Consider the following 25,439-nt stretch of genomic DNA (forward strand, 5'->3'; position numbering starts at 1 on the left):
CATGGCATTGAATATAAGTATTCATGTCATTTTAACATTGAAAACAATTCTTTTATGAACACTTATAAAGACTATCTCAACCAGATTGAAGAGCGAAAAGGCCAGGGTCTACATCCCCAACCCATTGATGGAGCAGAATTACTTACCGAAATTATTGCGCAAATTAAAGATGTAAATAATGAGTATAGAGAAGACTCTCTTAACTTTTTTATTTATAATGTTTTGCCCGGTACTACGAGTGCTGCTGGTGTAAAAGCTAAGTTTTTAAAGGAAATTATTTTAGGTGAATCTATAGTTGAAGAAATTACTCCTGGCTTTGCTTTTGAGCAACTGTCGCATATGAAAGGTGGACCTTCTATAGAAGTTTTATTAGCTTTGGCTTTAGGCGATGACGCTGCTATTGCTGCCGAGGCTGCTAAAGTATTAAAAACTCAAGTGTTTTTATACGAAGCAGACATGGAGCTTTTAGAGAATGCTTATAAAGCGGGAAACCCTATTGCTAAAGAATTATTAGAAAGTTACTCGCAAGCAGAATTCTTTACTAAGTTACCAGAGGTTGAAGAAGAAATTGAAGTAGTTACTTATATTGCTGGCGTTGGAGATATCTCTACAGATTTATTATCTCCAGGAGCAGATGCACACTCAAGATCAGATCGTGAATTACATGGTCAGTGTATGTTTGAGCACAACAAAGAGATGCAAAACGAGTTGTTGGCTTTAAAAGAGCAACACCCTGATAAACGTGTGATGTTAATTGCTGAAAAAGGTACTATGGGAGTTGGATCTTCTAGAATGTCTGGTGTAAATAACGTAGCGTTATGGACAGGTGTTCCTTTTAGTCCTTACGTGCCATTTATCAATTTTGCTCCGGTAATTGCTGGTACAAATGGTATTGCACCAATTTTCTTAACAACTGTTGGAGTAACAGGTGGTATTGGTATCGATTTAAAAAACTGGGTACAACAAAAAGATGCAGATGGAAATACTGTTGTAGATGCAGATGGAGAGCCAGTTTTAAAAGAAGTGTATTCTGTAGCTACAGGTACGGTCTTAACGATAAATACAAAAACAAAAAAATTATATAACGGAGATAAAGAGTTAAAAGATATTTCTGCTGCCTTAACACCACCAAAAATGGAGTTTATCAAAGCAGGAGGTTCTTATGCTGTGGTTTTCGGTAAAAAATTACAAACTTTAGCTTGTAAAATATTAGAAATTGATATTCCTCAAGTTTACGCGCCATCAAAAGAAGTATCTGTTGAAGGACAAGGTTTAACAGCTGTTGAAAAAATATTCAATAAAAACGCTGTTGGAAATACACCAGGAAAAACATTACATGCAGGTTCTAATGTTCGTGTTGAAGTAAACATTGTAGGATCTCAAGATACTACAGGGTTAATGACGTCTCAAGAATTAGAGATGATGGCGGCAACTATCATTTCTCCAATTGTAGATGCAGGTTACCAATCGGGTTGTCATACAGCTTCTGTTTGGGATGATAGGTCTAAGGCTAACATTCCAAGGTTAATGAGTTTTATGAACGATTTCGGATTAATTACAGCACGTGATCCTAAAGGGCAATATCACGCCATGACCGATGTAATTCATAAAGTTTTAAATGATATTACTGTTGATGATTGGGATATTATTATTGGTGGAGATTCCCACACACGTATGTCTAAAGGGGTTGCTTTTGGAGCCGATTCAGGAACTGTTGCCTTAGCATTAGCTACAGGTGAGGCTACAATGCCAATTCCAGAATCTGTAAAAGTAACTTTTAAAGGAGAAATGAGAAGTTTCATGGATTTCCGTGATGTTGTTCATGCTACACAACAACAAATGTTAAAGCAATTTGGAGGAGAAAATGTATTCCAAGGAAGAATCATTGAGGTTCATATTGGAACGCTAACTGCCGATCAGGCCTTTACATTTACAGATTGGACAGCAGAGATGAAAGCTAAGGCTTCTATTTGTATTTCAGAAGAAGAAACTCTAATCGAATCATTAGAAATTTCTAAAGGCCGTATCCAAATCATGATTGATAAGGGAATGGATAATGATAAGCAAGTTCTTAAAGGTTTAGTAGATAAAGCAAATGCTAGGATCCAAGAATTAAAGACAGGGATTAAACCAGCTTTAAAACCAGATTCTGATGCTAATTATTACGCAGATGTTGTTATTGATTTAGATGAAATTGCTGAACCAATGATTGCCGATCCAGATGTAAATAATGATGATGTCTCTAAACGTTACACACACGATACTATTCGTCCATTATCTTTCTACGGAGGAACTAAACAAGTAGATTTAGGTTTCGTAGGGTCTTGTATGGTACATAAAGGCGATATGAAAATATTAGCTCAAATGTTGAAAAACATTGAAGCACAACACGGAAAAGTTGAATTTAAAGCCCCTTTAGTAGTGGCGCCTCCAACATATAATATTGTTGATGAGTTGAAAGCAGAAGGTGATTGGGATGTTTTAGTTAAATACTCAGGATTTGAGTTTGACGATAGTGCTCCAAAAGGTTTAGCACGTACTAAGTATGAGAACATGTTGTATTTAGAGCGTCCAGGTTGTAACCTTTGTATGGGTAACCAGGAAAAAGCAGAACCAGGAGATACGGTAATGGCAACATCTACACGTTTATTCCAAGGACGAGTTGTAAAGGATACGGGTGAGAAAAAAGGAGAATCCCTATTATCATCAACTCCAGTGGTTGTATTATCTACAATTTTAGGTAGAACACCTACTATGGCAGAGTATGAAGCAGCTGTTGATGGTATTGTTTTAACAAAGTTTAAGCCTTCTCAAAAGCAATTGGTAAGCTAATTAAAAGGTTATATAATAATATTTGAAAATCCCGGGTCTTGACTCGGGATTTTGTTTTTAATAGTATTAGTTATCTTAAGAGTTTGTTTAAACAACAGGTTTTTAATTTTACAACTATAAATCCATATGTATGTTAGGACTATTATTTATTTACATAATTGGTAAACGGTTTTACGATTTATCTGAAGAATACAACCAAAACAAATGGGTTTACGCTATTTTAAGTGTTGTATTATATTATACATCAAGCTTTGTTTTTGGAATACTTATAGCGCTTTTAGATATATATGTTTTCGATTGGGGAATGGATTGGGATAGCAACTGGGGCGCCAACCTTTTAGGGCTACCAGCGGGCTTACTTTCATTGTGGGGTTTTTACATGTTTTTAGAAAACAGGTGGAAAAACTCGATGCTAGTTGTTAAAGATGAAATAGAAGATATTGGTAAAAATATAGAGGGTAATTAATTTTTATGAACATACCTTAAATCCAACATGTTTATTGGGTTAATGCCTAAACCTTTTACATTTTTTCTTGTAAAACGAACAACTTCATCGTAAAATAATGGTACCATTAGGGCCTTATCCATAGCTAAGGAATCCATTTTAGTGTACAAATGTTTACGCCTTTCAATGTCGGTTATGGTAAAGGCTTTATTATAAAGGCTGTCAAACATGTCATTTTTATAATGGAAGTAATTAGAACCATCAGGAGCAAAATTTTTGCTGTAAAAAATAGACAGGTAGTTTTCGGCGTCTAAATAATCGGCAATCCAGGAACTTCTAAACATGTCTACTTTCCCGTTAGATCTGGCGGATCTTAAGGTTGCTTCTGGTAACACATCAACATTAATTTGTAGGCCTGTTTTTTCAAGTTCACGCTGTATAAATTCACAGAAACTTAAATAATTACTGGTTGTGTTTAATGTGATTTCAGGTTTACTAATACCGCTTTCTGCTTTAAATTGCTCTACCAATTGTTTTGCTAACTCAGGTTTGTAGCTAAATCCTATAGAGGTATCATGTCCTAGTAATCCTTTAGGAATAAAGCCACCATTAGCTGGGTTTCCTATGCCATTTCTTAAATACAGCATCATTTTTTTTCTATCAAAACCATAGTTAATGGCTTTTCTAATTAACTCAGACTGAATTTCTGGAGATTTAGAATCTAAATAAAATCCAAGGTATTCAGAGTTTAAATACGGTCCCCGAATCATATCAACGGTTTCGTTGTATTTCTCTCTTAGTCTGCCATCGGCCGTTAACAATTCATCTTTATATGAAGCATCCAAACCAGATAAATAATCAATATTACCTTGGGCAAATTGTAAAAATTCACTTTGCTTGTCGGGTAAAAAGGTAAGTGCCACAGCCTCTAAATATGGTAGTTTATTCCCGGTACTATCTTTTTCAAAATAATTTTCATTTTTTCTAAAAACAAGTTTTATGTTTTCTTCCCAACGTTTAAATTTAAAAGGACCTGTTCCTATAGGGTTAGCACGAAAATCGACGCCATAATGTTCTACAATTTCTTTAGGTAAAACCGAACAATATTTCATGGCTAAAAGGCCTATAAAAGCAGGGAAGGGTTGTTTTAATTTGATTTGAAAAATAGTATCGTTAATAGCCTTAAAGTTATCAACCTTGTTTAAAACCCAACTGCCTGGAGCAGCAATACTTTCATCTCTTAATCTGTTTAAGCTATAGGTGAAATCGTTAGCAACCACCGTTCTTGTGGAATCTTTGCCAAATAATTTGTGATTATGGAAGTAAACATCTTGTCGCAAATTAAAAGTATAGGTTAAACCATCATCAGAAACGTTCCAACTTTTAGCTATTGAGGGTAAAAGGTTTAGATTGTTGTCTAACTGAAGTAAGCCATTATATAACTGGTTGCACACCGAATTATCTTGAAGTGTTCTTGAGAATGCAGGATCTAAAGTGTTAATATTGGCGTATTCGTTATAACGAAATACGAGATGATCATTTTGTTTAGAAGCACTATTCTGGCACGAAAAAAGGAAAAACAAAATACAACTAACTGATAAAAAGTGGATTAGTTGTGTTTTAATAGTTTTTTTCATGTAAGTTATAAGTTGTAAATTTGCAATCTTTTAGTGGTAAAGATAAATTTTAAATTACCTTGAAACAAGTTCAGATTAACAAATTATAATGAATAAAAAAGTCGCATTTTATACTTTAGGTTGTAAGCTAAATTTTTCAGAAACCTCTACCATTGCTAGAAATTTTAATGATGAGGGTTTTGATAGGGTCGATTTTGCTGAAAAAGCAGATATTTATGTTATAAACACATGTTCTGTAACAGAAAATGCCGATAAACGCTTTAAAACCATTGTTAAGCAAGCTCAAAAAGCTAATCCAGATGCATTTGTGGCCGCGGTTGGCTGTTATGCGCAATTAAAACCACAAGAATTGGCCGATGTTAATGGTGTGGATTTGGTGCTAGGAGCAACCGAAAAATTTAAGATTACCGACTATATAAATGATCTATCTAAAAACGATTTTGGCGAAGTACATTCTTGCGAGATTGAAGAAGCCGATTTTTACGTAGGTAGCTACTCTATAGGCGACAGAACACGAGCATTTTTAAAAGTTCAAGATGGTTGCGATTATAAATGTACTTATTGTACTATTCCATTAGCAAGAGGTATTTCGCGAAGTGATACTATGGCCAATGTTTTAGAGAATGCTAGAGAAATATCGGCTAAAAACATAAAAGAAATTGTTTTAACTGGTGTTAATATTGGTGATTATGGTAAAGGTGAATTTGGTAATAAAAAACACGAGCATACTTTTTTAGATTTAGTAACCGAGTTAGATCGGGTAGAAGGTATCGAGCGCCTGCGTATTTCATCCATTGAGCCTAATTTACTAAAAAATGAAACCATAGATTTGGTTTCAAAATCTAGAGCTTTTGTACCTCATTTTCATATTCCCTTGCAATCAGGTAGTAACGCTATTCTTAAAAAAATGAAACGCCGTTACATGCGTGAATTATATGTAGATAGAGTTGCTAAAATAAAAGAAGTTATGCCACATTCCTGTATTGGTGTGGATGTTATTGTTGGTTTTCCTGGAGAAACAGACGAGCATTTTTTAGAAACCTATAATTTTTTAACGGACTTAGATATTTCATATTTACATGTTTTTACCTATTCGGAACGTGATAATACCGAAGCGGCTGCAATGGATAATGTGGTTCCTAATTCTGTTAGAAGTAAACGCAGTAAAATGTTACGTGGGTTATCTGTTAAAAAACGTCGCGCCTTTTATGAGGGACAAATAGGATCCAGCCGAACGGTATTGTTTGAAAGTGAAAATAAAGTAGGTTATATTCATGGTTTTACCGAAAACTATGTAAAAGTAAAAACACCTTGGAATCCAGAGTTGGTAAATTCATTGCATCAAGTGGAATTAACAGAAATAGACAATGATGGTCTTGTACGTTTAAAGTTTGTTGCCGCCTTAGTAAAAGGCTAAATAGCAATGTATTCATGTAATTTTTAAGGTAATTCACCTCTCTTTAATGCTTTTTAACGATTTAATTGTCTTAAGTTTTATCATGATATTACTTTTGGTTTTATCCTTAAAAGTCTCTCAATGAAACGTGTATTAAAATTTGTGGTAATTGCCCTATTATTACTTGTTGTTACTTCTTGTACAAAGGATGTAAATGATGCAGAAAATAATTTACGTGGTATTTGGGAACAAGTAGAAGTAGTTGGCGATCAAACCAATACTTTACAGTTAGTTTTTGGGAAAAAGAATACCGGTTTCGAGATTAATAAAGTTGAATTTGATTCTGGAGAAATAACATCTTCAGCTTCCCCATTTTTATGGAAAATAGCAAATGATACTATTGAAGTTATCGGAACAGTAAAAGCGACCTATCAATTTAATGTGGACAATGAATTGGTTTTAGTTTCAGATGAAGGCGTGGTTTTGAGTAAAATTTCTAATGATTATTCAAAATATTACGGAAAGGAATAAAAAAAAACTAAGGTTGTTACCTTAGCTTTTTTTTAATTAATATGTGTTTTTAAAACTTAAATTCTTACACCAACGGGAAGCATTCGTTTGTATTTTCTGTTACTTCGTACAAATTTCGCAATTTCCGGGCAAGTAGGCATAACACTTAAGTTGCGGGATCCTATTTCTTCAAAAACAAGTGATAAAAATTCCTTTTTAAAATCTTCATCTTTAATGTTTTCTGGGATAATTAGTTTGGTTAAAAATATTTTCCTTTCTTGTAATGAGTATTCAATTATTGCTAAATCATTGTCTACTTTAATTTCAAATTGACGAAGAAAATCGTTGTCAATTAATTCTGCAGCTTCAACCATGTTAATTTTGTTTTAATTTGTAGGAAAGTTAAAATAGTGAGTACTATTTCAATAACTTTGTGCAAAAGTACGAAAAATAATTGACAGAGTAAAGTTAATTAATGCATAATGCCTTATGTCTCAAGAGTTAATACATGTTTATCTCATGCCAGGAATGGCAGCTAGCCCTAAAATTTTTGAATATATTAAATTGCCCAAAGACCAATTTGAAATTCATTTTTTAGAATGGCTAATTCCACTCGGAGAAGAATCTATTGCTGACTATGCACGCCGTTTATGTAAAAAAATAAAGCATGAAAACATAGTGTTGTTAGGGGTATCGTTTGGAGGTGTAATAGTTCAAGAAATGTGTAAATTTATTTTAGTTAGAAAACTTATTATTGTGTCTAGCGTAAAGTCTATGCATGAGCTACCTAATAGGATGCGTATTGCTAAAGCTACCAAGGCTTATGCTTTAGTACCTACTAAATTAGCAAGTAAAATTGATGTTTTTGAGAACTATGTTTTTGGAGAAACTATTGCCAAAAGAATTGAACTTTATAAAAAATATTTATCCGTAAATGATAATAAATATTTAAGTTGGGCAATTAAAGAAATGGTGTGTTGGTGTCAAGAAACTTGTCATCGAGATATCATTCATATCCATGGAGATAAAGACTCAGTATTCCCTATAAAAAACATTAAAAATTGTATCGTTATTAAAAACGGTACTCATATTGCCATTATAAATAAATATAAATGGTTTAACGAAAATTTACCTAAACTAATTATAGGTAGCTAAACTATTTTTGTAATTTTATAAAAAACTTATTAAAATGAAGATTATACAGAAAGCCTTGGCGTTTGTGGGACTATTAAGTTTATGTGGCTTATTTATTTTTGCGTTACAAGATGCTCCAACAGACGAAAATTTTGAAACTAAATTAATAAATGATTATAATGTTTATGCGCTTCAGGTACCAGATTATTTAGATTTTGCAGGAGAGCCTATGCCGCTTGAAAATCCTGATATTTTTGAACGTATGGATAGAGAGTTGTTGGTAAATACGTATTGGCAATCAAACGGATTACTTATGTTTAAACGTGCCAAAAAATATTTTCCAATTATAGAGCCTATTTTAGCAAAACATGGCGTACCAGACGATTTTAAATATTTAGCGGTTATTGAAAGTGGTTTAACAAACGCAGTGTCTCCAGCAGGAGCAAGGGGGGTATGGCAAATTATGCCAGCAACGGGAAGAGAAAATGGCTTAGAGGTTAATAAAAATGTTGATGAACGCTATAATTTAGAAAAAGCTACAGAAGTAGCATGTAAGTATCTTATCAAGGCTAAGGATCAATTAGGGTCATGGACACTGGCTGCTGCTGCTTACAACGCAGGAAATGCAGGTGTTTCTAGACGTTTACGCGAGCAAGATGTAACTGGATATTACGATTTACTATTAGGAGAAGAAACAGGGCGTTATTTATTTAGAATTGTAGCTTTAAAGGAGATTTTATCGAATCCTAAAAATTACGGATTTAACTTTCGAGATAAAGATTTATACACCAATGTTCCAACCTATAAAGTAGAAGTAGATACTGCAGTAACCGATTTTACTAAGTTTGCACAACGTTTCGGGATTAATTATAAAGTTTTAAAACTTCATAACCCTTGGTTACGCGAACCGCATCTCAATAATAAATCAAGAAAACAATATTATCTGGAAATTCCTAAGGAAGGCTATTATAACTAACATGTTATGTCTAGCTTTTTAAATAGTGATTTGTGGAGTGTTCTTTTAATAATTAATTATGTAGTAGCTATAACGGCAGTTATAACTATAGTTCTTAAAAACGTAAACCCTACTAAAACACTATCTTATATTATTGTTTTAGTGTTTTTTCCTTTTCTAGGAATTCTTATTTATTACCTGTTTGGGCAAGAATATAGGAAAAATAAAATTTTCAACAGAAAACAAGTTCTTAACCAATCTACCGTAAAACGAATACATGAAGAGTTAGAATTAGATGGTAAGGCTATTAGAAAAGTTGATGATTATCTAGACAATAAAGTCAAATTAGTAAAACTTCTTTATAGTAATGAAAATTCACCTTTAACGCTTTGTAACGAATTAGAACTTTTTACCACTGGTGATGACAAGTTTAAAAAATTGTTTGAAGATTTAAAACAAGCTAAACATCATATTCATTTAGAATATTATATAGTTGAAGATGGTAATATAAGTACGCAACTTTTAAATATTATATGTAAAAAAGCAACCGAGGGTGTTGATGTAAGGTTAACTTATGATGATGTTGGAAGTAAGCTATCTTCTAAAATGAAGCAGCAATTAAACAATAGCGGTGTAGAGCATTATCCATTTATGCCCGTTGTTTTTTCTAAATTCACAGGGAAGATGAATTATAGAAACCACCGAAAAATAGCTGTTATTGATGGGGCTATTGCTTATGTTGGTGGTATTAATATTGCTGATGAATACGTTAATGCAAATAACAATAAATTTTGGCGAGATACCCATTTAAGACTAGTTGGAGAAGCTGTAAAATCATTGCAAATCAATTTTTTTACTACATGGCATTTTGTTTCAAATACTAATCTTAAAATAGATAAATCCTATTTCCCAGAAGTAACATGTAAAAATGATGTTGCGGTTCAAATAGCTGCAAGTGGTCCTGATACAGATTGGGCCAATATTATGGAAGCCATTTTTACGGCTATAACAACTGCAGAAGATTATGTTTATATTACAACGCCTTATTTTGTGCCAAACGATCAAATTATTACAGCATTACAAGTGGCCTCCAAAAGTGGTGTAGATGTAAAACTAATTATTCCTAAAAAATCTGATTCTTGGGTTGTTAAACATGCAACCAATTCCTATTTAGAGCGATTGTTTGATGCTGATATTGAAGTGTATCGCTATACCAAAGGCTTTATTCATGCCAAAACGATAGTAGTTGATGATATTTTTTCAACAGTAGGAACCTCTAATATGGATTACAGAAGTTTTAATATTAATTTTGAAATAAATGCTTTTATTTACGATATAGATACTAGTAAAGTATTAAAAAAGCATTTTTTAAATGACCTTAAGGCATGTGAAAAAGTGAATCCAAATCAATGGCTATATAGGTCTAAATTCGAAAAAATTAAAGAATCGTATTGTAGATTGTGGTCACCTTTAATTTAATTTCTATTTATATTATCTACCACGTCTTTTTTGAGACCTTAATGAAGCACCAGCACCATAATGTTGATTAGGACCAGCTGCCTGCTTCATGTTTTGTTTCATCATTTTAATCTGATCCGTAAGCATACCTTGTTTGTCTAATTTCTGTGCTTCAGACAGTAATTTTTGAGCCTCTTGTTTTCTACGTTTAGAAAAAGCAATACCTGCTAAATTTAATTTAGCCATTGCAATATCATGATCCATTGATAATCCTAATGATAGCGATTTTTTAAAGTATTTCTCGGCTTCATTCATATTATCTTGCGACACCATTATACCATGTAAGTAATTAAAGTAGCCTTGTTGCTTTGTTACTAATGCAGCTTCAGGATTTTTAATTTTGTTTAACCATTTTTTTGCTCCTTCAAAATCTTGTTTTCTTAATCTTAAAAATGCGAGTAAAATAAATTCATTTTTAAAATATAGAAATATAAAAATTAGAGATAAAAATATAAGGGCAATACCGTTTCCAATTTCACCTTCTATAAATTGATAAATAGCAAAAGCAATTATTCCTGCTGCAATGATTAGTTTTATAATTTTATTGTACATAATGTTATTTTGATAATAGAAAAAAGCGCTTTTTAAATATTAAAATATACTGCTTTTAGAATTTAAGAGTGCAAAGAAACTAAAATTTTATTAAAATATACATATAGATAATTGACAATGTATAGTGGTACCCCAAATAAATAAAGGTCTAACATGAGTTTTAAGTTTCTTAAAAATATTTCTAAATTTTTTTTAAAAATGATTTGCAAAGTAATAAAGGCTTTGTATATTTGCCCTCGGTTTTAACATAGCCATTTATTCATAAATTACTATACAGATTTAAAAACATAAGACATGCCAAAAAGAACGTTTCAGCCATCAAAGAGAAAAAGAAGAAACAAACATGGTTTCAGAGAAAGAATGGCTTCTGCTAACGGTAGAAAGGTATTAGCACGTAGAAGAGCTAAGGGAAGAAAAAAATTATCTGTTTCAACTGAAACTAGACATAAAAAATAATGATTAACAATTGTTGATAATTAAAAGGTATTACTTAACGGTAATGCCTTTTTTTATATCTGCTGATTACTATTTTTGCAACACATTAAAATACAACATAATAACGAGTAAAAATGCCGAAAAATCCTAAACTTAAATCGATATTAATTATTGGCTCAGGTCCTATCGTAATCGGACAAGCATGTGAATTTGATTACTCTGGAACTCAAGCTTTACGTTCACTTAGAGAAGATGGAATTGAAACTATTTTAATCAATTCTAATCCTGCAACTATCATGACCGATCCAGCTATGGCCGATCATGTTTACTTGCTGCCTTTAAATACTAAATCGATTATTCAAATCTTAAAAGAACATCCTCAAATTGATGCCGTTTTACCAACAATGGGTGGGCAAACTGCTTTGAATTTATGTATTGAAGCTGATGAAAAAGGCATTTGGAAAGATTTCGATGTTGAAATTATTGGTGTTAACATTGATGCCATTAACATCACTGAGGATAGAGAACAGTTTAGAGAGTTAATGCTTAAAATTGGCGTGCCTATGGCACCTCAAGCAACAGCAACATCTTATTTAAAAGGAAAAGAAATTGCGCAAGAGTTTGGTTTCCCTTTAATTATTAGAGCTTCTTTTACTTTAGGAGGTGCAGGAGCCTCTTTTGTATATAAGGAAGAAGATTTTGACGAATTATTAACTCGCGGATTAGAGATTTCTCCAATTCATGAAGTTATGATTGATAAAGCTTTAATTGGATGGAAAGAATATGAGTTAGAGTTACTTAGAGACTCAAATGATAACGTTGTTATTATTTGTTCTATCGAAAATATGGATCCAATTGGTATTCATACCGGAGACTCTATTACGGTTGCTCCAGCAATGACTTTAAGCGATAAAACGTTTCAGAAAATGCGTGATATGGCTATACACATGATGCGTAATATTGGAGATTTTGCTGGTGGTTGTAACGTGCAATTTGCTGTTAGTCCTGATGAAAAAGAAGATATTATTGCCATTGAAATTAACCCACGTGTTTCACGTTCTTCGGCATTAGCTAGTAAAGCAACAGGTTATCCTATTGCAAAAATTGCTGCTAAATTAGCCTTAGGGTATCATTTAGATGAATTGAATAACCAAATTACAAAATCGACTTCAGCTTTATTTGAGCCGACTTTAGATTATGTGATTGTTAAAATACCACGTTGGAACTTCGATAAGTTTGAAGGATCAGACCGTACCTTAGGACTTCAAATGAAATCTGTGGGTGAAGTTATGGGTATTGGACGTTCTTTTCAAGAAGCGCTACATAAAGCAACGCAATCACTTGAAATTAAGCGTAATGGTTTAGGTGCCGATGGAAAAGAGAATAAAAATTACGACGAAATTATAGAAAAACTAACCTATGCTTCATGGGATAGGGTTTTTATAATTTATGATGCCATTAGAATGGGAATCCCATTAAGTAGAATCCATGAGATTACTAAAATCGATATGTGGTTCTTAAAGCAATATGAAGATTTACATTTCTTAAATAACGAAATTTCAACCTTTACTATTGATACCATACAAAAGGATTTACTTTTAGAAGCAAAGCAAAAAGGATATGGCGACAGACAAATAGCACACATGTTAGGCTGTTTGGAGAGTCAAGTTTATAGCAAAAGAGAAGAGCTTGGTGTAAACAGAGTTTATAAATTAGTGGATACTTGTGCTGCAGAATTTGAAGCAAAAACACCATATTACTATTCTACTTTTGAAAGTGATATGGAAACTGCCAATGGTAACCGTTATGCAGATAACGAAAGTGTAGTAACAGACAAGAAAAAGGTGATTGTTTTAGGTTCTGGTCCAAATAGAATTGGTCAAGGAATTGAGTTTGATTACTGTTGTGTTCATGGTGTTTTAGCTGCCGCAGAATGTGGTTATGAAACCATCATGATTAACTGTAATCCAGAAACGGTTTCAACAGATTTTGATACTGCCGATAAGTTATACTTCGAACCGGTATTCTGGGAGCATATTTATGATATTATTAAACATGAAAAACCAGAAGGTGTTATCGTACAGCTTGGAGGGCAAACAGCCTTAAAATTAGCTGAAAAATTAACAAAATACGGTATTAAAATATTAGGAACTAGTTTTGAATCTTTAGATTTAGCAGAAGATAGAGGGCATTTCTCAAGATTATTAAAAGAAAACAACATTCCTTATCCTGAGTTTGATATTGCTACAACAGCCGACGAAGCTGCTGCAATTGCCGATGTATTAGATTTTCCTATATTAGTTCGTCCTTCTTACGTACTTGGTGGTCAAGGCATGAAAATTGTAATTAATAAAGAAGAGCTTGAAAAGCATGTAGTGGATTTATTAAGCAGAATGCCAGGGAATCAATTATTATTAGACCATTATTTAGATGGTGCTATTGAGGCAGAAGCCGATGCCATTTGCGATGGTGAGAATGTATATATCATTGGTATCATGGAACACATCGAGCCATGTGGTGTCCACTCAGGAGATAGTAACTCATTATTACCTCCATTTAACTTAGGCGACTTAGTTATGCAACAAATTGTAGACCACACTAAAAAAATCGCATTAGCGCTTAATACGGTTGGTTTAATAAACATACAGTTTGCAATTAAAGACGACACAGTTTATATTATAGAAGCAAACCCTAGAGCATCTAGAACGGTTCCTTTTATAGCCAAAGCATATGGCGAGCCTTATGTAAATTATGCAACAAAAGTAATGTTAGGAGAGAAGAAGGTAACAGATTTCGATTTCAAACCAAAGTTAAATGGTTATGCTATTAAACAACCGGTATTCTCGTTTAATAAATTCCATAATGTTAATAAGAAACTAGGACCAGAAATGAAAAGTACTGGAGAAAGCATCTTATTTATAGACAGCTTAAAAGATGATGCCTTTTACGATTTATATTCAAGACGTAAAATGTATTTAAGTAAATAATTCTAAGTATTATATATAAAAAAATCCCGTTTAATACGGGATTTTTTTGTTAGATAAAGTACTAGTTGTTATCGTTTTTGAGATTATGCTTTTAGTATATTAAGACTCAAAAAACTCAATAGTGGCATTTTGCGATTTAATCAAGTCAATATGTTCTTCCATTTTAAATTCCGAAGAATTAAAGCGAGAAGACCTCGTTCTTGTTTGTTCTTGCCTAGCAATACTTCTAGCAAAACGTCTAATGCTTTGTTTGCTATCTAAAATTAAACCAGGAACCGGAACGTTTTTACCGTTTTCATCTTTAGCTACCATGGTAAAATAAGACGAATTACAGTGTTTTATTTCTCCAGTCTGAATATTTTGAGACTCTACACGAAGGCCAATTACCATTGATGTTCTACCCGTATAATTTACCGAAGCTTTAAGGGTTACTAATTCGCCAACTTCAATTGGGTTTAAAAAATCAACTTTGTTTACCGATGCCGTAACACAATAATGCCTAGAGTGTTTTGATGCACAAGCAAATGCAATCTGATCCATTAAATTTAAAATATGCCCCCCGTGAATTTTACCACTAAAATTGGAGTGCGCAGGTAACATGAGTTCTGTAATTGATACTTGAGAATCTTTAGCGTGTTTAAACATATTGTGTTGGTTTTAGTGTTTTACTTTTACTACGTTTGTTATAAAATATTTAAAATCTACTAGTCAAAATAAGGTTTTGTTAGGCTCAAAATATTAAAGTTTTACAAACTTATCTTGACACTTTGTGAGGTCTTCAATACCTTCTTTTTGATGGTCTTCAACCGAAAAAATAAATATTTGGGATTCAGATAGCTCTTGGCTTATTTCGCCTTCCCAAATTTTAAAAAGCATACCTCTGCTGCTAATTTTAACGAGTTTGCTAGCGCGAACACCTTCATTATAATGTACAAAAGATATAAAGCTGAAATATCCTGCTACTATTAAAAGGAAAGCTATAAATGTTTTAAATAGAAATTTCATAAATACATTTAGATACCGTCATCGCCTTGTGCACGTTTAATTATAGCTTCTGGAAGTGATTTTTTAGCTTTCGCACCCATCTTCTTAAGTTTTTCAACACTGGTAATTAAATTGCCTCGACCTTCAAACAACTTATTCATGGCAGAATTATAGTCCACTTTAGAAGCATCAATTTTTTTACCTACACCAATTAAATCTTTCATTAAGCCTTCAAACTTATCATACAAATTCCCAGCTTGTTTGGCTATTTCAATGGCATTACGTTGTTGTTTTTCGTTATTCCACATGCTATCAATAGTACGTAATGTAGCCAATAGTGTAGATGGTGTTACAATAACAATATTTTTCTCAAAAGCTTTGTTGTAAATGGAGTTGTCTTCATTTACAACTACTGCAAATGCAGGCTCTATGGGGATAAATAACAAGACAAAGTCTGGTGATTCTATATCGTATAAATCTTGATAGTTTTTTTCAGAAAGTTGATCCACATGTCTTCTAATAGAATTAACATGCGCTTTTAAGTGCAAGGCTTTATCATCATCATCTGCATTTACCAATCGTTCGTAATCTGTTAAAGATACTTTACTATCAATAATCATCTTTTTTCCATCCGGAAGATTTAAAACCACATCAGGTAATACTCGGGTTCCATCTTCGCGAGTAAAATTTTGTTGTACAAAATATTCTCTATCTTTCTCTAGTCCAGACTTTTCTAAAACGCGTTCTAAAACTAATTCGCCCCAATTTCCTTGCATTTTACTATCGCCTTTTAAAGCTCTAGTGAGGTTAGTGGCTTCTTTTGTCATTTGTTGATTTAAATCTTTTAAACCTAACAATTGCTCCTTTAAAGCCGAATGCATACTAATGCTTTCCTTCTGTGTTAAATCTACCTTTTCTTCAAAAGTTTTAATTTTTTCTTGAAGCGGATTTAAAATGTTTTTAATGTTTTCTTTATTCTGTAGTGTGAATTTCTCCGATTTTTCATCAAGTATTTTAGTAGCCAATAGTTCAAAATCTTTACGAAGTTGTTCTTGGCGTAGCTCTAATTCTTTATCGCGTTTTAAGTTTAATTCTTGAAGGTTTTCGAATTCAGAATTTTTTCTAGCCAATTCGGTGTTTAAAAAATCTTTCTCGCGTCGAATATCTTCGCGTTCTGATTCTGTTTTAGAAATAACCTGACGCAGTTCTTCAATTTGACTTGAAAAATTGTTGTTTTGTTTTTCATTTTCAGATTGATGATATGCTTTTAAATCATCAATTTGTAGTTGAAGGTTGGTATTGCGTTCTTCAAGGGTACTTTGTTCGCTTTTACTTTTAAGTTTTGTGAAAAGCATACCTAAATAACCACCTATAGCTGCGGAAATTAGTATTGCGATAATGAGAATAAGACTGTCGTTCATTTAGAAAAGTGTGATAAAATCAAAGATAATTTTTTTAGTTTGAACTTCTAGTGGTGGGTAAAGAAGATTTATGTTTTAAAATGAGTTTTTCATCATTCTTAATTTTTCACCCTAAAACTTCCTGTTTTTTCATCAAAAGCTATTAAATCTTTTGGAAATAAGGTTTCGAAAACACCTTGTTTAATTAAGTTGTATGGTACATCTGAAACCACTTGATTTTCAGTCATAACAATTATATTATCACATAATTGGATGGCTAAATCTATTTCGTGAGATGAAAACAGAACCGTTTTATTGGTGTCCTTAGCTAGTTTTTTAAGCAGTTTTAAAATGTATGCTTTATGATACATGTCTAAATGAGTTGTGGGTTCATCTAGAATAATTAAGTCAGTATCTTGAGCCAGAGCTCGTGCTATCATAACTTTTTGTAATTGACCATCACTTAGCTCAAAACATTTTTTGTGTATTAGTTCTGTAATGTTTGTGTGGTCCAGGGCATTATTAATAGCTTCGGTATCTAATTTGGACAAATTACCAATCCAGTTTGTATAAGGTTGTCTTCCTAAAGCCACCAACTCCAAAACGGATAGGTTTTTTGATGTAATTTGTTCGGTTAGCACCAAACTCATTACTTTGGCTAATTCTATTGGCGCATAATCCGATACCTTTTTGCCGTTAATTTCTATAGCGCCATCTAATGGATTTTGAACTTGTGTTAATGTTCGTAGTAATGTCGATTTTCCAATACCATTTGCACCAATTAATCCAACAAGTTCGCCTCTTTTTAATTCGATATTTATATTTGAAGCAATACATGTTTGTTTCTTTTTGGAAACATAACCTATTGATAAATCGTTAGTTTTTAAAATGATATGTGGCTGCTTGCTATTCATATTAAAATACCATTTTTCGTTTACTTACTAATAACCAAATTATTACAGGAGCACCAATTAATGCCGTTATTGCATTTATGGGTAAGGTTAAATCGCTATATGGTAATTGGGCAATGCTATCGCAAATTAACATGACAATAGCACCAAATAAAAATACAGCTGGTAAAAGAATTTTATGATTAGACGTATTAAATACTTGCCTTGTAAGATGCGGAATTGCTAAACCAATGAACGCAATAGGTCCAGTAAATGCTGTTATCGTTCCTGCTAATAAGCTGGTGGCTATGATAATAGTTAATCGGCTTCTTTTGATGTTTAAACCTAAACTTTTAGCATAGTTTTCGCCTAAAAGCAACGTGTTTAATGTTTTTATTGAAAATATGGCAAGCATTAAACCGATACTATATATTAGAAATAGAATGGTAAGATCTGTCCATGATAAATTACCTAGACTTCCAAAACCCCAAAACACATATTGCTGTAATTGTTCGGCAGAACCAAAATAAGAGAGTACGCTAACTATGGCAGCGGTAATACTTGCAAACATAAGCCCTATAATTAAAATAGCCATGGTGTCTCTAACTTTTATAGAAACCATTAAAACAGCCAATAGTACTAGAAAGCTTCCTACGCTAGCAGCAAGGACAATACCCCATTTTGATAGAAATAATGCGGCAAAAATGCCACCAAAAACACTGGAGCCTAAAATAACCATAGCAACTCCCAAACTAGCACCAGAGCTAATACCTAAAACAAAAGGGCCTGCTAAAGGATTTCTAAATAAGGTTTGCATAATAAGACCCGAAATCCCCAAACCAGAACCTACAATTATTGCTGTTAGAGCCTTTGGTAATCTATAATTTTGAATAATATGTTGCCAAGTTTCTTGTTCTGTGGTACTGCCTATTAAACTATTAAAAATAGCTTTAAAAGGAATAGAGACCGATCCTAAACTTATATTCATGAAAAAGCACGCTACTAACATAGCAATCAATATAATAAAGGGTAAATGGTATGTTTTTTTATCTGTCAACTATTCTAGGCGTTTAAAAAAGAAGGGGGTGTAATGCTCTAATAATTCTGGATGGCAAATTTTAATTAGGTCTTTTAAAACGATGTCTGGTCGCGTCATCCCTAATTCATAATACAATACACCTCCAGAAGCTCCTGTTGTATTGGTAAAACTATAAATATTTTTCGATTTAAAAGCATCAAATAGCGTATGGTTGTTATTGCCATTTTCTAAAGCTTTTAAACTTGAATAATTAGAAGGGCTTAGCCAAATATCGGCACCTTTAGCTTTTACAAATACCGATTCGAAATTTAATTTTAAACTTCCAACCCCTTTGGTGTCTTGCCATAGGTAATTAATGTTAGCATCTTTAAAAAGTTGGGCTTCAGTACTTGTGCCATTAGGTAAATACCAAATATCGCTATGCATTGCGCCGCTCAAAACGGTAGGTTTGTATTTTACGTTTTTTGCTAATTGTTTAGCTTTTAAATATTCCTTTTCTATGGTTTTAAATATGGAGTCCGCCTTATTTTCCTTATTGTACAGGGCCCCAAAAAACTTAATCCATTCTGCTTTAGCAAGTGGCGAATGTTCTACCCAATCGCCATTAAAAATAACAGGAATCCTTGCTTTTTTAATGGTTTCTAAAGATCGGTTGTTGCCATCTATTCCAAATCCGACTACTAAGTCTGGGTTTAATTCTAAAAGTATTTCGGTATTTAATCCTTCATTTTTACCCAATTCTCTTATACTTCCGTTATTTATTTGTGTTCTTATTTTTTCAGAAGAAATATAATCGGTTCCCGGAAATCCGACTAAAGTTTGTTCCACATTTAAAAGCTCTAATGACGGAATATGTGTAGTAGATGTTACCACTATTTTTTGAATAGGATTGATAATAAGATCATCATATTCATCCTTCAAAAAACTAGTTTTGGCTGCGTTCTCTTTATTAACTAAAACGTATTTGAATTTTTTTTCGGCATTAGGCCAAGGTTTTTCAATGGTTAAAACTTTATAGTTTTTATAGTTTTTAATCGAAAAGCCTTTAGCATATTTTACAAGTAGCTCTTGGCTTATTTCAAGTTCTTCAATGTGATGCTTTGTTTCATTTTTACAATTGAAGCAAATAACAAATAGTAATAATAAAAATAGTTTAGACCTCATACCATCATGTAACATTAGGAACGCAGTATATTTTTTAGATAGTTAATTTTGAAAAAAATAGTAATCCTATGCGAAACGGGTCAAATTTAACAATATATATAGTAGCTGTAGTTATTATAGTTCATTTTCTTGCAGGCTTTATTTATCTCCTCTATAAAATGAATAAGAAAAAGTAAAATTTTATCTGTTTACTTTATTTAAATCCTTTACTTTTGCAGAGAATTTTGGTTTTGTTTTGTAATTGCAAAACAAATTAAAAGGGAATCTGGTGAAATTTTATAATTAATTCCAGAACTGTTCCCGCAACTGTAAGTTTATGCTAAACATGTTTTAGTACCTCTTAAAGAGGGTGTTGTGCACTACAACCACTGGCGTTAGGCTGGGAAGGAAAAGCAACATTAGATAAGTCAGGAGACCTGCCATTTTCATCATCTAAAATAACTCTCGGGTAAAGAGTTTTAAAGATTTATGAAAAATATATACATATTACTACCATTCGTTTTAGGCTTTTCTACTGTAGCAAAGGCTCAGGTTGATGCTGTGCAAAAGTTAGATGAAGTTGTAATTAGCGATACCAAGTTATTGGATTACGCCAATGGTATAAAAATAGAAATACTTTCAGATTCCATTATCACTAATAATGCAACGTCCCTAACAGGGCTATTGGCTTTTAATTCCAATATATATTTTAAAGAAAACGGTTTCGGAATGGTTTCATCTCCTTCATTTAGAGGTACGAACGCATCGCAAACAGCTGTGGTTTGGAATGGGATAAATATAAACTCTCAACTAAATGGTCAAACAGATTTCAATACCATTAATACATCAAATTATAATTCCATAGCTATTAGAAGCGGTGGGGGAAGCGTGCAATATGGTAGCGGTTCTATTGGAGGGAGCATTCATTTAAATAATAATTTAAGTTTTACCGAGCATTTCGAGACTGTTATAAGAACAGGATACGGAAGCTTTAATTCTAAAAACTTAGGTTTTAATACTGGTTTTGGAAGTAAATTATGGACCGGAAATGTTGCAGTATCTTATTTGGATTCCGATAACGATTATAAATATTTAGGAACCAGTCAAGTAAACGAGAATGGCGAGTTTAGTAACCTAAATTTAAACGCCAACTTAGGGTTTTATGTATCGAGTAAGGATATTGTAAAGCTTTACCATCAAAGTTATTTTGGTAATCGAAATTTCTCAGGAACTTTAGTTGGCCCTTCTAAAAGTAAATATGAAGACGAAAATTTTAGAACCATGTTGGAGTGGTCTCGAATTTCGGGGAAGTTTAGCTCGAAAGTTAAAGCAGTGCATTTACACGAATTGTTTAAATATTTTGAAAACAAAGACAAAGCTAATTTTAGTTTAGGTAGCGTAAATACAGTATTAGTTAATCATAATTTTAATGTGCGTTTTAGCGATAAATTACAGTTTAAAACCATAATAGAATATTCGAACACAAAAGGAAAAGGAGATAGTTTTAAGGAACCGGTAAGAAACGCATTTTCTACAACAGCGTTACTTAATCACAAACTTAATAACGTAGTTCGTTACGGCATTAACCTTAGACAAGATTTTACAACAGGAGGTGAGAGACCCTTTGTATATTCTGTTGATGCTGGTTTGGATTTATTTGAACATTATCATATTCAAATAAACGGTTCTAAAAACTACCGTATTCCTACATTTAACGATTTGTATTGGCAACCTGGAGGTAATTTAGATTTGGTTCCAGAATCGTCTTATCAAATAGATTTAGGGCAGCATTTTAATTATCCAAATTTTAATGTAAAGCTTAATGGCTATTATATTAATACTAAGGACATGATTCAGTGGGTGCCAGATAATACAGGTATATGGTCTCCCATAAATATAGGTGAGGTTGCCAGTTATGGGGCGGAAGTAGAGGTGAAATCGCATTACACCATTAATAAGAATCAATTTAATTTTTCGGGACATTACTCTTACACCGTTTCTGAAGATTTAGAAACTAATAAGCAGCTTATTTATGTGCCTTTTCATAAAGGGAACTTAAGTGTCTCGTATGGGGTTAAACGATTTACTTTGCGTTACCAACACATGTTTAATGGAGATGTTTCTATATTAGGAAACTCCTTATCAGAGTATGATTTTGGGAATTTAAACATGAGCTATTTGTTTAACCTAACAAGGGAAACCAAATTAACATTAAATTTTAAAGTAAATAATTTATACAATACATATTACGAAAATGTGGCCTTAAGGCCCATGCCTAATAGAAACGTTCAAGTACAAACAATAATTAAATTTTAAAAATGAAAATCAACAAATTACTAGTATTAGCCTTATTAACAAGCATTTTTATTTCCTCTTGTAGTGAAGATAGCGATGATACCCCAGTTGTACCAAAAGGTAATTATGAAAATGGATTATTAATTTCTCACGAAGGCAATTTTGGACAAGGAAATGCGTCTGTATCCTTTGTGTCGGATGATCTTTTAACAGTCGAAAATAATGTATTTAGTAACGTAAATGGTTCACCATTAGGGGATACAGCACAAAGCATAGCCTTTAGTGATGAGTTTGCTTATGTAGTTTTAAATGTTTCGAATAAAATAGAAGTTTTAAATCGCTACACATTTGAGTCTGTAGCAACCATAAATTCGGGCTTACTAAATCCAAGATATATGACCGTTTCAAACGGAAAAGGTTATGTAACAAATTGGGGAGATGGTGGTGATTCTACTGATGATTTTGTGGCTATTATAGATTTAGACACCAATACAGTTTCAAATACGATTCAGGTAGGTGAAGGGCCTGAATATATTTTAGAAAACGAGTATTTGTTATACGTATCACATAAAGGTGGTTGGGGTGTAAACAATATTATTTCTGTAATTGACATTTCAGATAATAATGTTGGAACTATAGAAGTTAACGACGCTCCGGGAGCAATGGCTCTAGATTCCAATGGGAACTTAGTTGTTTTATGTAGTGGTGCTAATCAATATTGGTTAACCCCGGCAGTTGAAACTTTGGCTTCAATTACTCGTATAAGCACTAATAATTCTGCTATTCTGGATGTAATGGAATTTGCTCAAGGAGAGCATCCAAGTATAATGACTCATGATGATGATGATGAATTGTTTTATGTTTTGAATGGTGAAGTATACGAATTAGATGATAGTAGTGATGTGCTGCCAACATCAGCTATTTTGGATGTGTCATCAATTAGCGCCTATGGAATTTCTGTTGATGATGATACATTATACGTAGCGAACTCTAATTTTACAGAAGAAAGCGATTTACTTATTTACGATTTAGATAGCGCTTCGCTTATTGAAACTGTTGAGTTGTCAATTGGAGCTGCTAAAATTTATTTTAACTAAAAATCATTAATTATAAAGAAAATTTAACCACTTAAGGTATTTTAATGCTTTGATTTAAAGGGGTTAATATTAGAAAGTAAGTAACAACATATAAGAACAGTTGCATTTTGTGACTGTTTTTTTTACACCAAATTTTAAAAATTATGAAGAAAAATTCCCTCAATTTAGTACTTTTTTTACTGTTTAATTTATCTGTTATCGCACAATCTTATGCCCCAAAAGCAGGAGCAGAAGGCACAACAGCTATTCATCGCGATTCTGAAGATTTTACAGCGTGGGCAACAGGAGTTACTGTTGTTCGCGGACCTCAAAATATTACGAACCCAACCGGAGATGTCGCAAATTTTGGAGTTCCAGAAAATGCCATCGATAAATCTAATGGGCAGATTGTAAGCCTAGGCGATGGCGGAACAGCAATTTTAACTTTCGAGAATGCTATAAGCAATAACTCTGGTTTTGATTTTGCGGTTTTTGAAAACAGCTTTAGCGATACCTTTTTAGAATTAGCTTTTGTTGAAGTTAGTTCAGATGGTGTAAACTATTTTAGGTTTCCTTCACATAGCCAAACACAAACCGATACTCAAGTTGGAGGTTTTGGAAGTGTTGACCCAACGTATATAAATAATTTAGCAGGAAAATATAGAGCGAGTTATGGTACGCCTTTCGATTTGGATGATATTACTGATGATGCTTTGTTGGATAAAAATGCTATTACACACGTAAAACTTATTGATGTTATTGGCACCATAGATCCTACATACGCCACTTATGATAGTTATGGGAATATCGTTAACGATCCTTACGCGACTCCGTTTGGTTCTTCAGGTTTCGATTTGGATGCTGTTGGTGTTATTAATTCGGCTTCATTAAGCTTAAATCACATTAGCAAAAATGCATTGGCTTTATATCCTAATCCTGCATTAACTAGTTTTTATGTTCCTAAATCGGGAACTGTATCCATATACTCGGTTTCTGGACGTTTAATTCACGAACAGGTTGTAAATAATAAAAGTATTCCTGTTACCATAGACCAATTAATATCTGGTGTTTATATTGTGAAATTATCGAATGAAACCGGTGTGAATACCCAAAGATTAATAAAGAAATAACGATACCCATTTTATGTTGTTTTAAGGAAGGCTACCAATTTATGGTAGCCTTTTTTGTGGGATTAAATCGTAATGCACAACATGTTTGATAATTTTTTTAAAGCACAAATATTTAGTTCTGATAAATAAACTTTAGAAATGAAAGTTTTATATTTATCGCCGACTAAAACACCCATAATTACTAGCAATGAAAACAATTGAATACTTAACAGGTCAAGGCGGAATGATGCTTCTAGGCTTAGTTGTTATATCTGTATTTATCTTTAGGAAATACAAGGAAAAACGTTATTTCAAAGATGTTGAAAGGCGAATAAATAGTAGAAATAAAAACCAAGTTGATAAATAAAACCTTCCACGCTATTTATGGAATTAAGTCGCAGTACCAAACGCCATAATTATCTGTGGAGCAAACTGAATCATTGTCCGTTTTAGGCGCATTATATTCTCGGTATACTTTTTCGCCAATGTTAAATTGAATAGGGTGTTTAAAAATAGGACCATCAAAACAAAAGGTATGAAACTCGCCATTTTCGCCACATGGGTCAACGCCTTCGGGTAGGTTTTTTATAAAGTTTTCGTCTATTATTGTTCCGACAAAATCTTCGTTAAAATATTTTGAATTGGCACAAACTACAATGGTTTTAAAACCTAAATCTAAAAACTCGTTTAAAAGTGTCTTTGTATCTTTTTTCCAGAGCGGGAATATGGCTTTTATACCTTGTTTTTCTAGTTGTTGTTCGCGGTAAGTTCTTAAATCTTCTAAAAAAATATCGCCAAACGCAGTATGTGTAAAGTCTTCTTTTTTTAACCTAGAAGTGATTTCTAGCATTTTTTGTTCGTAAACATTCATACTTGGCATTTCCGGTAGTTCTATTAAACTAGCAGGAATACCTATGGCCTGAGTTTGAGCAATGAGAAGCTCTTTTCTTAACCCATGCATAGAAACCCGATTGTAATAGCTGTTTACGGTTGTAATTAACTCGTTTACTGTAAAACCTTTGTCTTGTAGTAAGTAATAAAGTGCTAAAGCGGAATCTTTACCAGAACTCCAGTTGAAGTATGTTTTTTGTTTTTTCAATTA

At 32.8% G+C, this 25,439-nt stretch carries 23 protein-coding genes and 1 riboswitch; of the genes, 13 read left to right on the forward strand and 10 right to left on the reverse strand.

Annotated features, from left to right (window positions below; translation table 11 throughout):
* Positions 1 to 54: 54 nt before the first annotated feature.
* Both ABJM36_RS12305 and ABJM36_RS12310 read left to right on the forward strand, forming a co-directional pair.
* Positions 55 to 2,832 (forward strand): bifunctional aconitate hydratase 2/2-methylisocitrate dehydratase, encoded by a 2,778-nt coding sequence (locus ABJM36_RS12305; protein WP_348451786.1) that lies wholly within the window; start codon positions 55 to 57, stop codon positions 2,830 to 2,832.
* 130 nt (positions 2,833 to 2,962) lie between these two features.
* Positions 2,963 to 3,298 (forward strand): hypothetical protein, encoded by a 336-nt coding sequence (locus tag ABJM36_RS12310; protein ID WP_348451787.1) that lies wholly within the window; start codon positions 2,963 to 2,965, stop codon positions 3,296 to 3,298.
* Here ABJM36_RS12310 and ABJM36_RS12315 read toward each other — a convergent pair.
* Entirely contained in the window at positions 3,295 to 4,914 is a 1,620-nt protein-coding gene (locus tag ABJM36_RS12315; RefSeq protein ID WP_348451788.1) for an ABC transporter substrate-binding protein, read from the reverse strand. The genes ABJM36_RS12310 and ABJM36_RS12315 overlap by 4 nt on opposite strands.
* Before the next feature lie 88 nt (positions 4,915 to 5,002).
* On the opposite strand from ABJM36_RS12315, the gene mtaB reads away from it, so the two are divergent.
* Positions 5,003 to 6,331: a tRNA (N(6)-L-threonylcarbamoyladenosine(37)-C(2))-methylthiotransferase MtaB gene (mtaB, locus tag ABJM36_RS12320; RefSeq protein ID WP_348451789.1), complete on the forward strand. Its 1,329-nt coding sequence runs from the start codon at positions 5,003 to 5,005 to the stop codon at positions 6,329 to 6,331.
* Positions 6,332 to 6,451: 120 nt separating this feature from the next.
* Positions 6,452 to 6,841 carry a hypothetical protein gene (locus ABJM36_RS12325; protein ID WP_348451790.1) on the forward strand — a complete coding sequence of 130 codons (390 nt, stop codon included), beginning with the start codon at positions 6,452 to 6,454 and terminating at the stop codon, positions 6,839 to 6,841.
* Between the two features lie 56 nt (positions 6,842 to 6,897).
* On the opposite strand, the gene ABJM36_RS12330 is transcribed toward ABJM36_RS12325, so the two are convergent.
* Positions 6,898 to 7,194 carry an N-acetyltransferase gene (locus ABJM36_RS12330; protein WP_092852019.1) on the reverse strand — a complete coding sequence of 99 codons (297 nt, stop codon included), beginning with the start codon at positions 7,192 to 7,194 and terminating at the stop codon, positions 6,898 to 6,900.
* A gap of 115 nt (positions 7,195 to 7,309) precedes the next feature.
* Between ABJM36_RS12330 and ABJM36_RS12335 the strand changes: the two genes are divergently transcribed.
* The 3 genes from ABJM36_RS12335 to cls are packed head-to-tail and all read left to right on the forward strand — an operon-like array spanning position 7,310 to position 10,388.
* Entirely contained in the window at positions 7,310 to 7,975 is a 666-nt protein-coding gene (locus tag ABJM36_RS12335; RefSeq protein ID WP_348451791.1) for an alpha/beta hydrolase, read from the forward strand.
* A gap of 34 nt (positions 7,976 to 8,009) precedes the next feature.
* Positions 8,010 to 8,930 (forward strand): lytic transglycosylase domain-containing protein, encoded by a 921-nt coding sequence (locus ABJM36_RS12340; protein ID WP_348451792.1) that lies wholly within the window; start codon positions 8,010 to 8,012, stop codon positions 8,928 to 8,930.
* 6 nt (positions 8,931 to 8,936) lie between these two features.
* Complete coding sequence (cls, locus tag ABJM36_RS12345) at positions 8,937 to 10,388, forward strand: cardiolipin synthase (protein ID WP_348451793.1); 1,452 nt, start codon at positions 8,937 to 8,939, stop codon at positions 10,386 to 10,388.
* A 12-nt stretch (positions 10,389 to 10,400) separates the two neighbouring features.
* Here cls and ABJM36_RS12350 read toward each other — a convergent pair whose 3' ends face one another.
* On the reverse strand, positions 10,401 to 10,979 hold the full coding sequence (locus tag ABJM36_RS12350) for a DUF2892 domain-containing protein (protein WP_348451794.1): 579 nt from the start codon (positions 10,977 to 10,979) through the stop codon (positions 10,401 to 10,403).
* Positions 10,980 to 11,273: 294 nt separating this feature from the next.
* On the opposite strand from ABJM36_RS12350, the gene rpmH reads away from it, so the two are divergent.
* The gene (gene rpmH / locus ABJM36_RS12355) at positions 11,274 to 11,435 is read left to right on the forward strand and encodes a 50S ribosomal protein L34 (RefSeq protein WP_034059443.1); all 162 of its coding nucleotides are present in this window, start codon (positions 11,274 to 11,276) and stop codon (positions 11,433 to 11,435) included.
* Between the two features lie 113 nt (positions 11,436 to 11,548).
* A complete protein-coding gene (carB, locus tag ABJM36_RS12360; RefSeq protein ID WP_348451797.1) occupies positions 11,549 to 14,401 on the forward strand; it encodes a carbamoyl-phosphate synthase large subunit in 2,853 nt (950 codons plus the stop codon).
* Between the two features lie 99 nt (positions 14,402 to 14,500).
* Here carB and ABJM36_RS12365 read toward each other — a convergent pair whose 3' ends face one another.
* The 6 genes from ABJM36_RS12365 to ABJM36_RS12390 all read right to left on the reverse strand — a co-directional run bounded on the left by ABJM36_RS12365 (position 14,501) and on the right by ABJM36_RS12390 (position 19,878).
* The gene (locus ABJM36_RS12365) at positions 14,501 to 15,046 is read right to left on the reverse strand and encodes an acyl-CoA thioesterase (RefSeq protein ID WP_348451799.1); all 546 of its coding nucleotides are present in this window, start codon (positions 15,044 to 15,046) and stop codon (positions 14,501 to 14,503) included.
* Positions 15,047 to 15,139: 93 nt separating this feature from the next.
* Positions 15,140 to 15,406: a 6-phosphogluconate dehydrogenase gene (locus tag ABJM36_RS12370; RefSeq protein WP_348451801.1), complete on the reverse strand. Its 267-nt coding sequence runs from the start codon at positions 15,404 to 15,406 to the stop codon at positions 15,140 to 15,142.
* Between the two features lie 8 nt (positions 15,407 to 15,414).
* Entirely contained in the window at positions 15,415 to 16,806 is a 1,392-nt protein-coding gene (gene rmuC, locus ABJM36_RS12375; protein WP_348451803.1) for a DNA recombination protein RmuC, read from the reverse strand.
* Between the two features lie 98 nt (positions 16,807 to 16,904).
* Positions 16,905 to 17,699: an ABC transporter ATP-binding protein gene (locus tag ABJM36_RS12380; protein WP_348451805.1), complete on the reverse strand. Its 795-nt coding sequence runs from the start codon at positions 17,697 to 17,699 to the stop codon at positions 16,905 to 16,907.
* 1 nt (position 17,700) lies between these two features.
* Positions 17,701 to 18,732: an iron ABC transporter permease gene (locus tag ABJM36_RS12385; RefSeq protein ID WP_348451807.1), complete on the reverse strand. Its 1,032-nt coding sequence runs from the start codon at positions 18,730 to 18,732 to the stop codon at positions 17,701 to 17,703.
* Entirely contained in the window at positions 18,733 to 19,878 is a 1,146-nt protein-coding gene (locus tag ABJM36_RS12390) for an ABC transporter substrate-binding protein (RefSeq protein WP_348451809.1), read from the reverse strand.
* A gap of 208 nt (positions 19,879 to 20,086) precedes the next feature.
* Positions 20,087 to 20,317, forward strand: a riboswitch (cobalamin riboswitch).
* 29 nt (positions 20,318 to 20,346) lie between these two features.
* On the opposite strand from ABJM36_RS12390, the gene ABJM36_RS12395 reads away from it, so the two are divergent.
* The 4 genes from ABJM36_RS12395 to ABJM36_RS12410 all read left to right on the forward strand — a co-directional run bounded on the left by ABJM36_RS12395 (position 20,347) and on the right by ABJM36_RS12410 (position 24,704).
* A complete protein-coding gene (locus ABJM36_RS12395; protein ID WP_348451811.1) occupies positions 20,347 to 22,173 on the forward strand; it encodes a TonB-dependent receptor in 1,827 nt (608 codons plus the stop codon).
* A gap of 2 nt (positions 22,174 to 22,175) precedes the next feature.
* Complete coding sequence (locus tag ABJM36_RS12400) at positions 22,176 to 23,249, forward strand: DUF5074 domain-containing protein (RefSeq protein WP_348451812.1); 1,074 nt, start codon at positions 22,176 to 22,178, stop codon at positions 23,247 to 23,249.
* 143 nt (positions 23,250 to 23,392) lie between these two features.
* Positions 23,393 to 24,358: a T9SS type A sorting domain-containing protein gene (locus ABJM36_RS12405; protein WP_348451813.1), complete on the forward strand. Its 966-nt coding sequence runs from the start codon at positions 23,393 to 23,395 to the stop codon at positions 24,356 to 24,358.
* A 187-nt stretch (positions 24,359 to 24,545) separates the two neighbouring features.
* The gene (locus ABJM36_RS12410) at positions 24,546 to 24,704 is read left to right on the forward strand and encodes a hypothetical protein (RefSeq protein WP_348451814.1); all 159 of its coding nucleotides are present in this window, start codon (positions 24,546 to 24,548) and stop codon (positions 24,702 to 24,704) included.
* Between the two features lie 15 nt (positions 24,705 to 24,719).
* Here the strand turns inward: ABJM36_RS12410 and ABJM36_RS12415 are convergent, their stop codons facing one another.
* Positions 24,720 to 25,436, reverse strand: coding sequence for a diphthine--ammonia ligase (locus ABJM36_RS12415; RefSeq protein ID WP_348451815.1), 717 nt, complete (start codon positions 25,434 to 25,436; stop codon positions 24,720 to 24,722).
* Positions 25,437 to 25,439 lie beyond the last annotated feature (3 nt).

Origin of the sequence: Algibacter sp. (assembly GCF_039977455.1) — a bacterium.
Taxonomy (GTDB): domain Bacteria; phylum Bacteroidota; class Bacteroidia; order Flavobacteriales; family Flavobacteriaceae; genus Algibacter_B.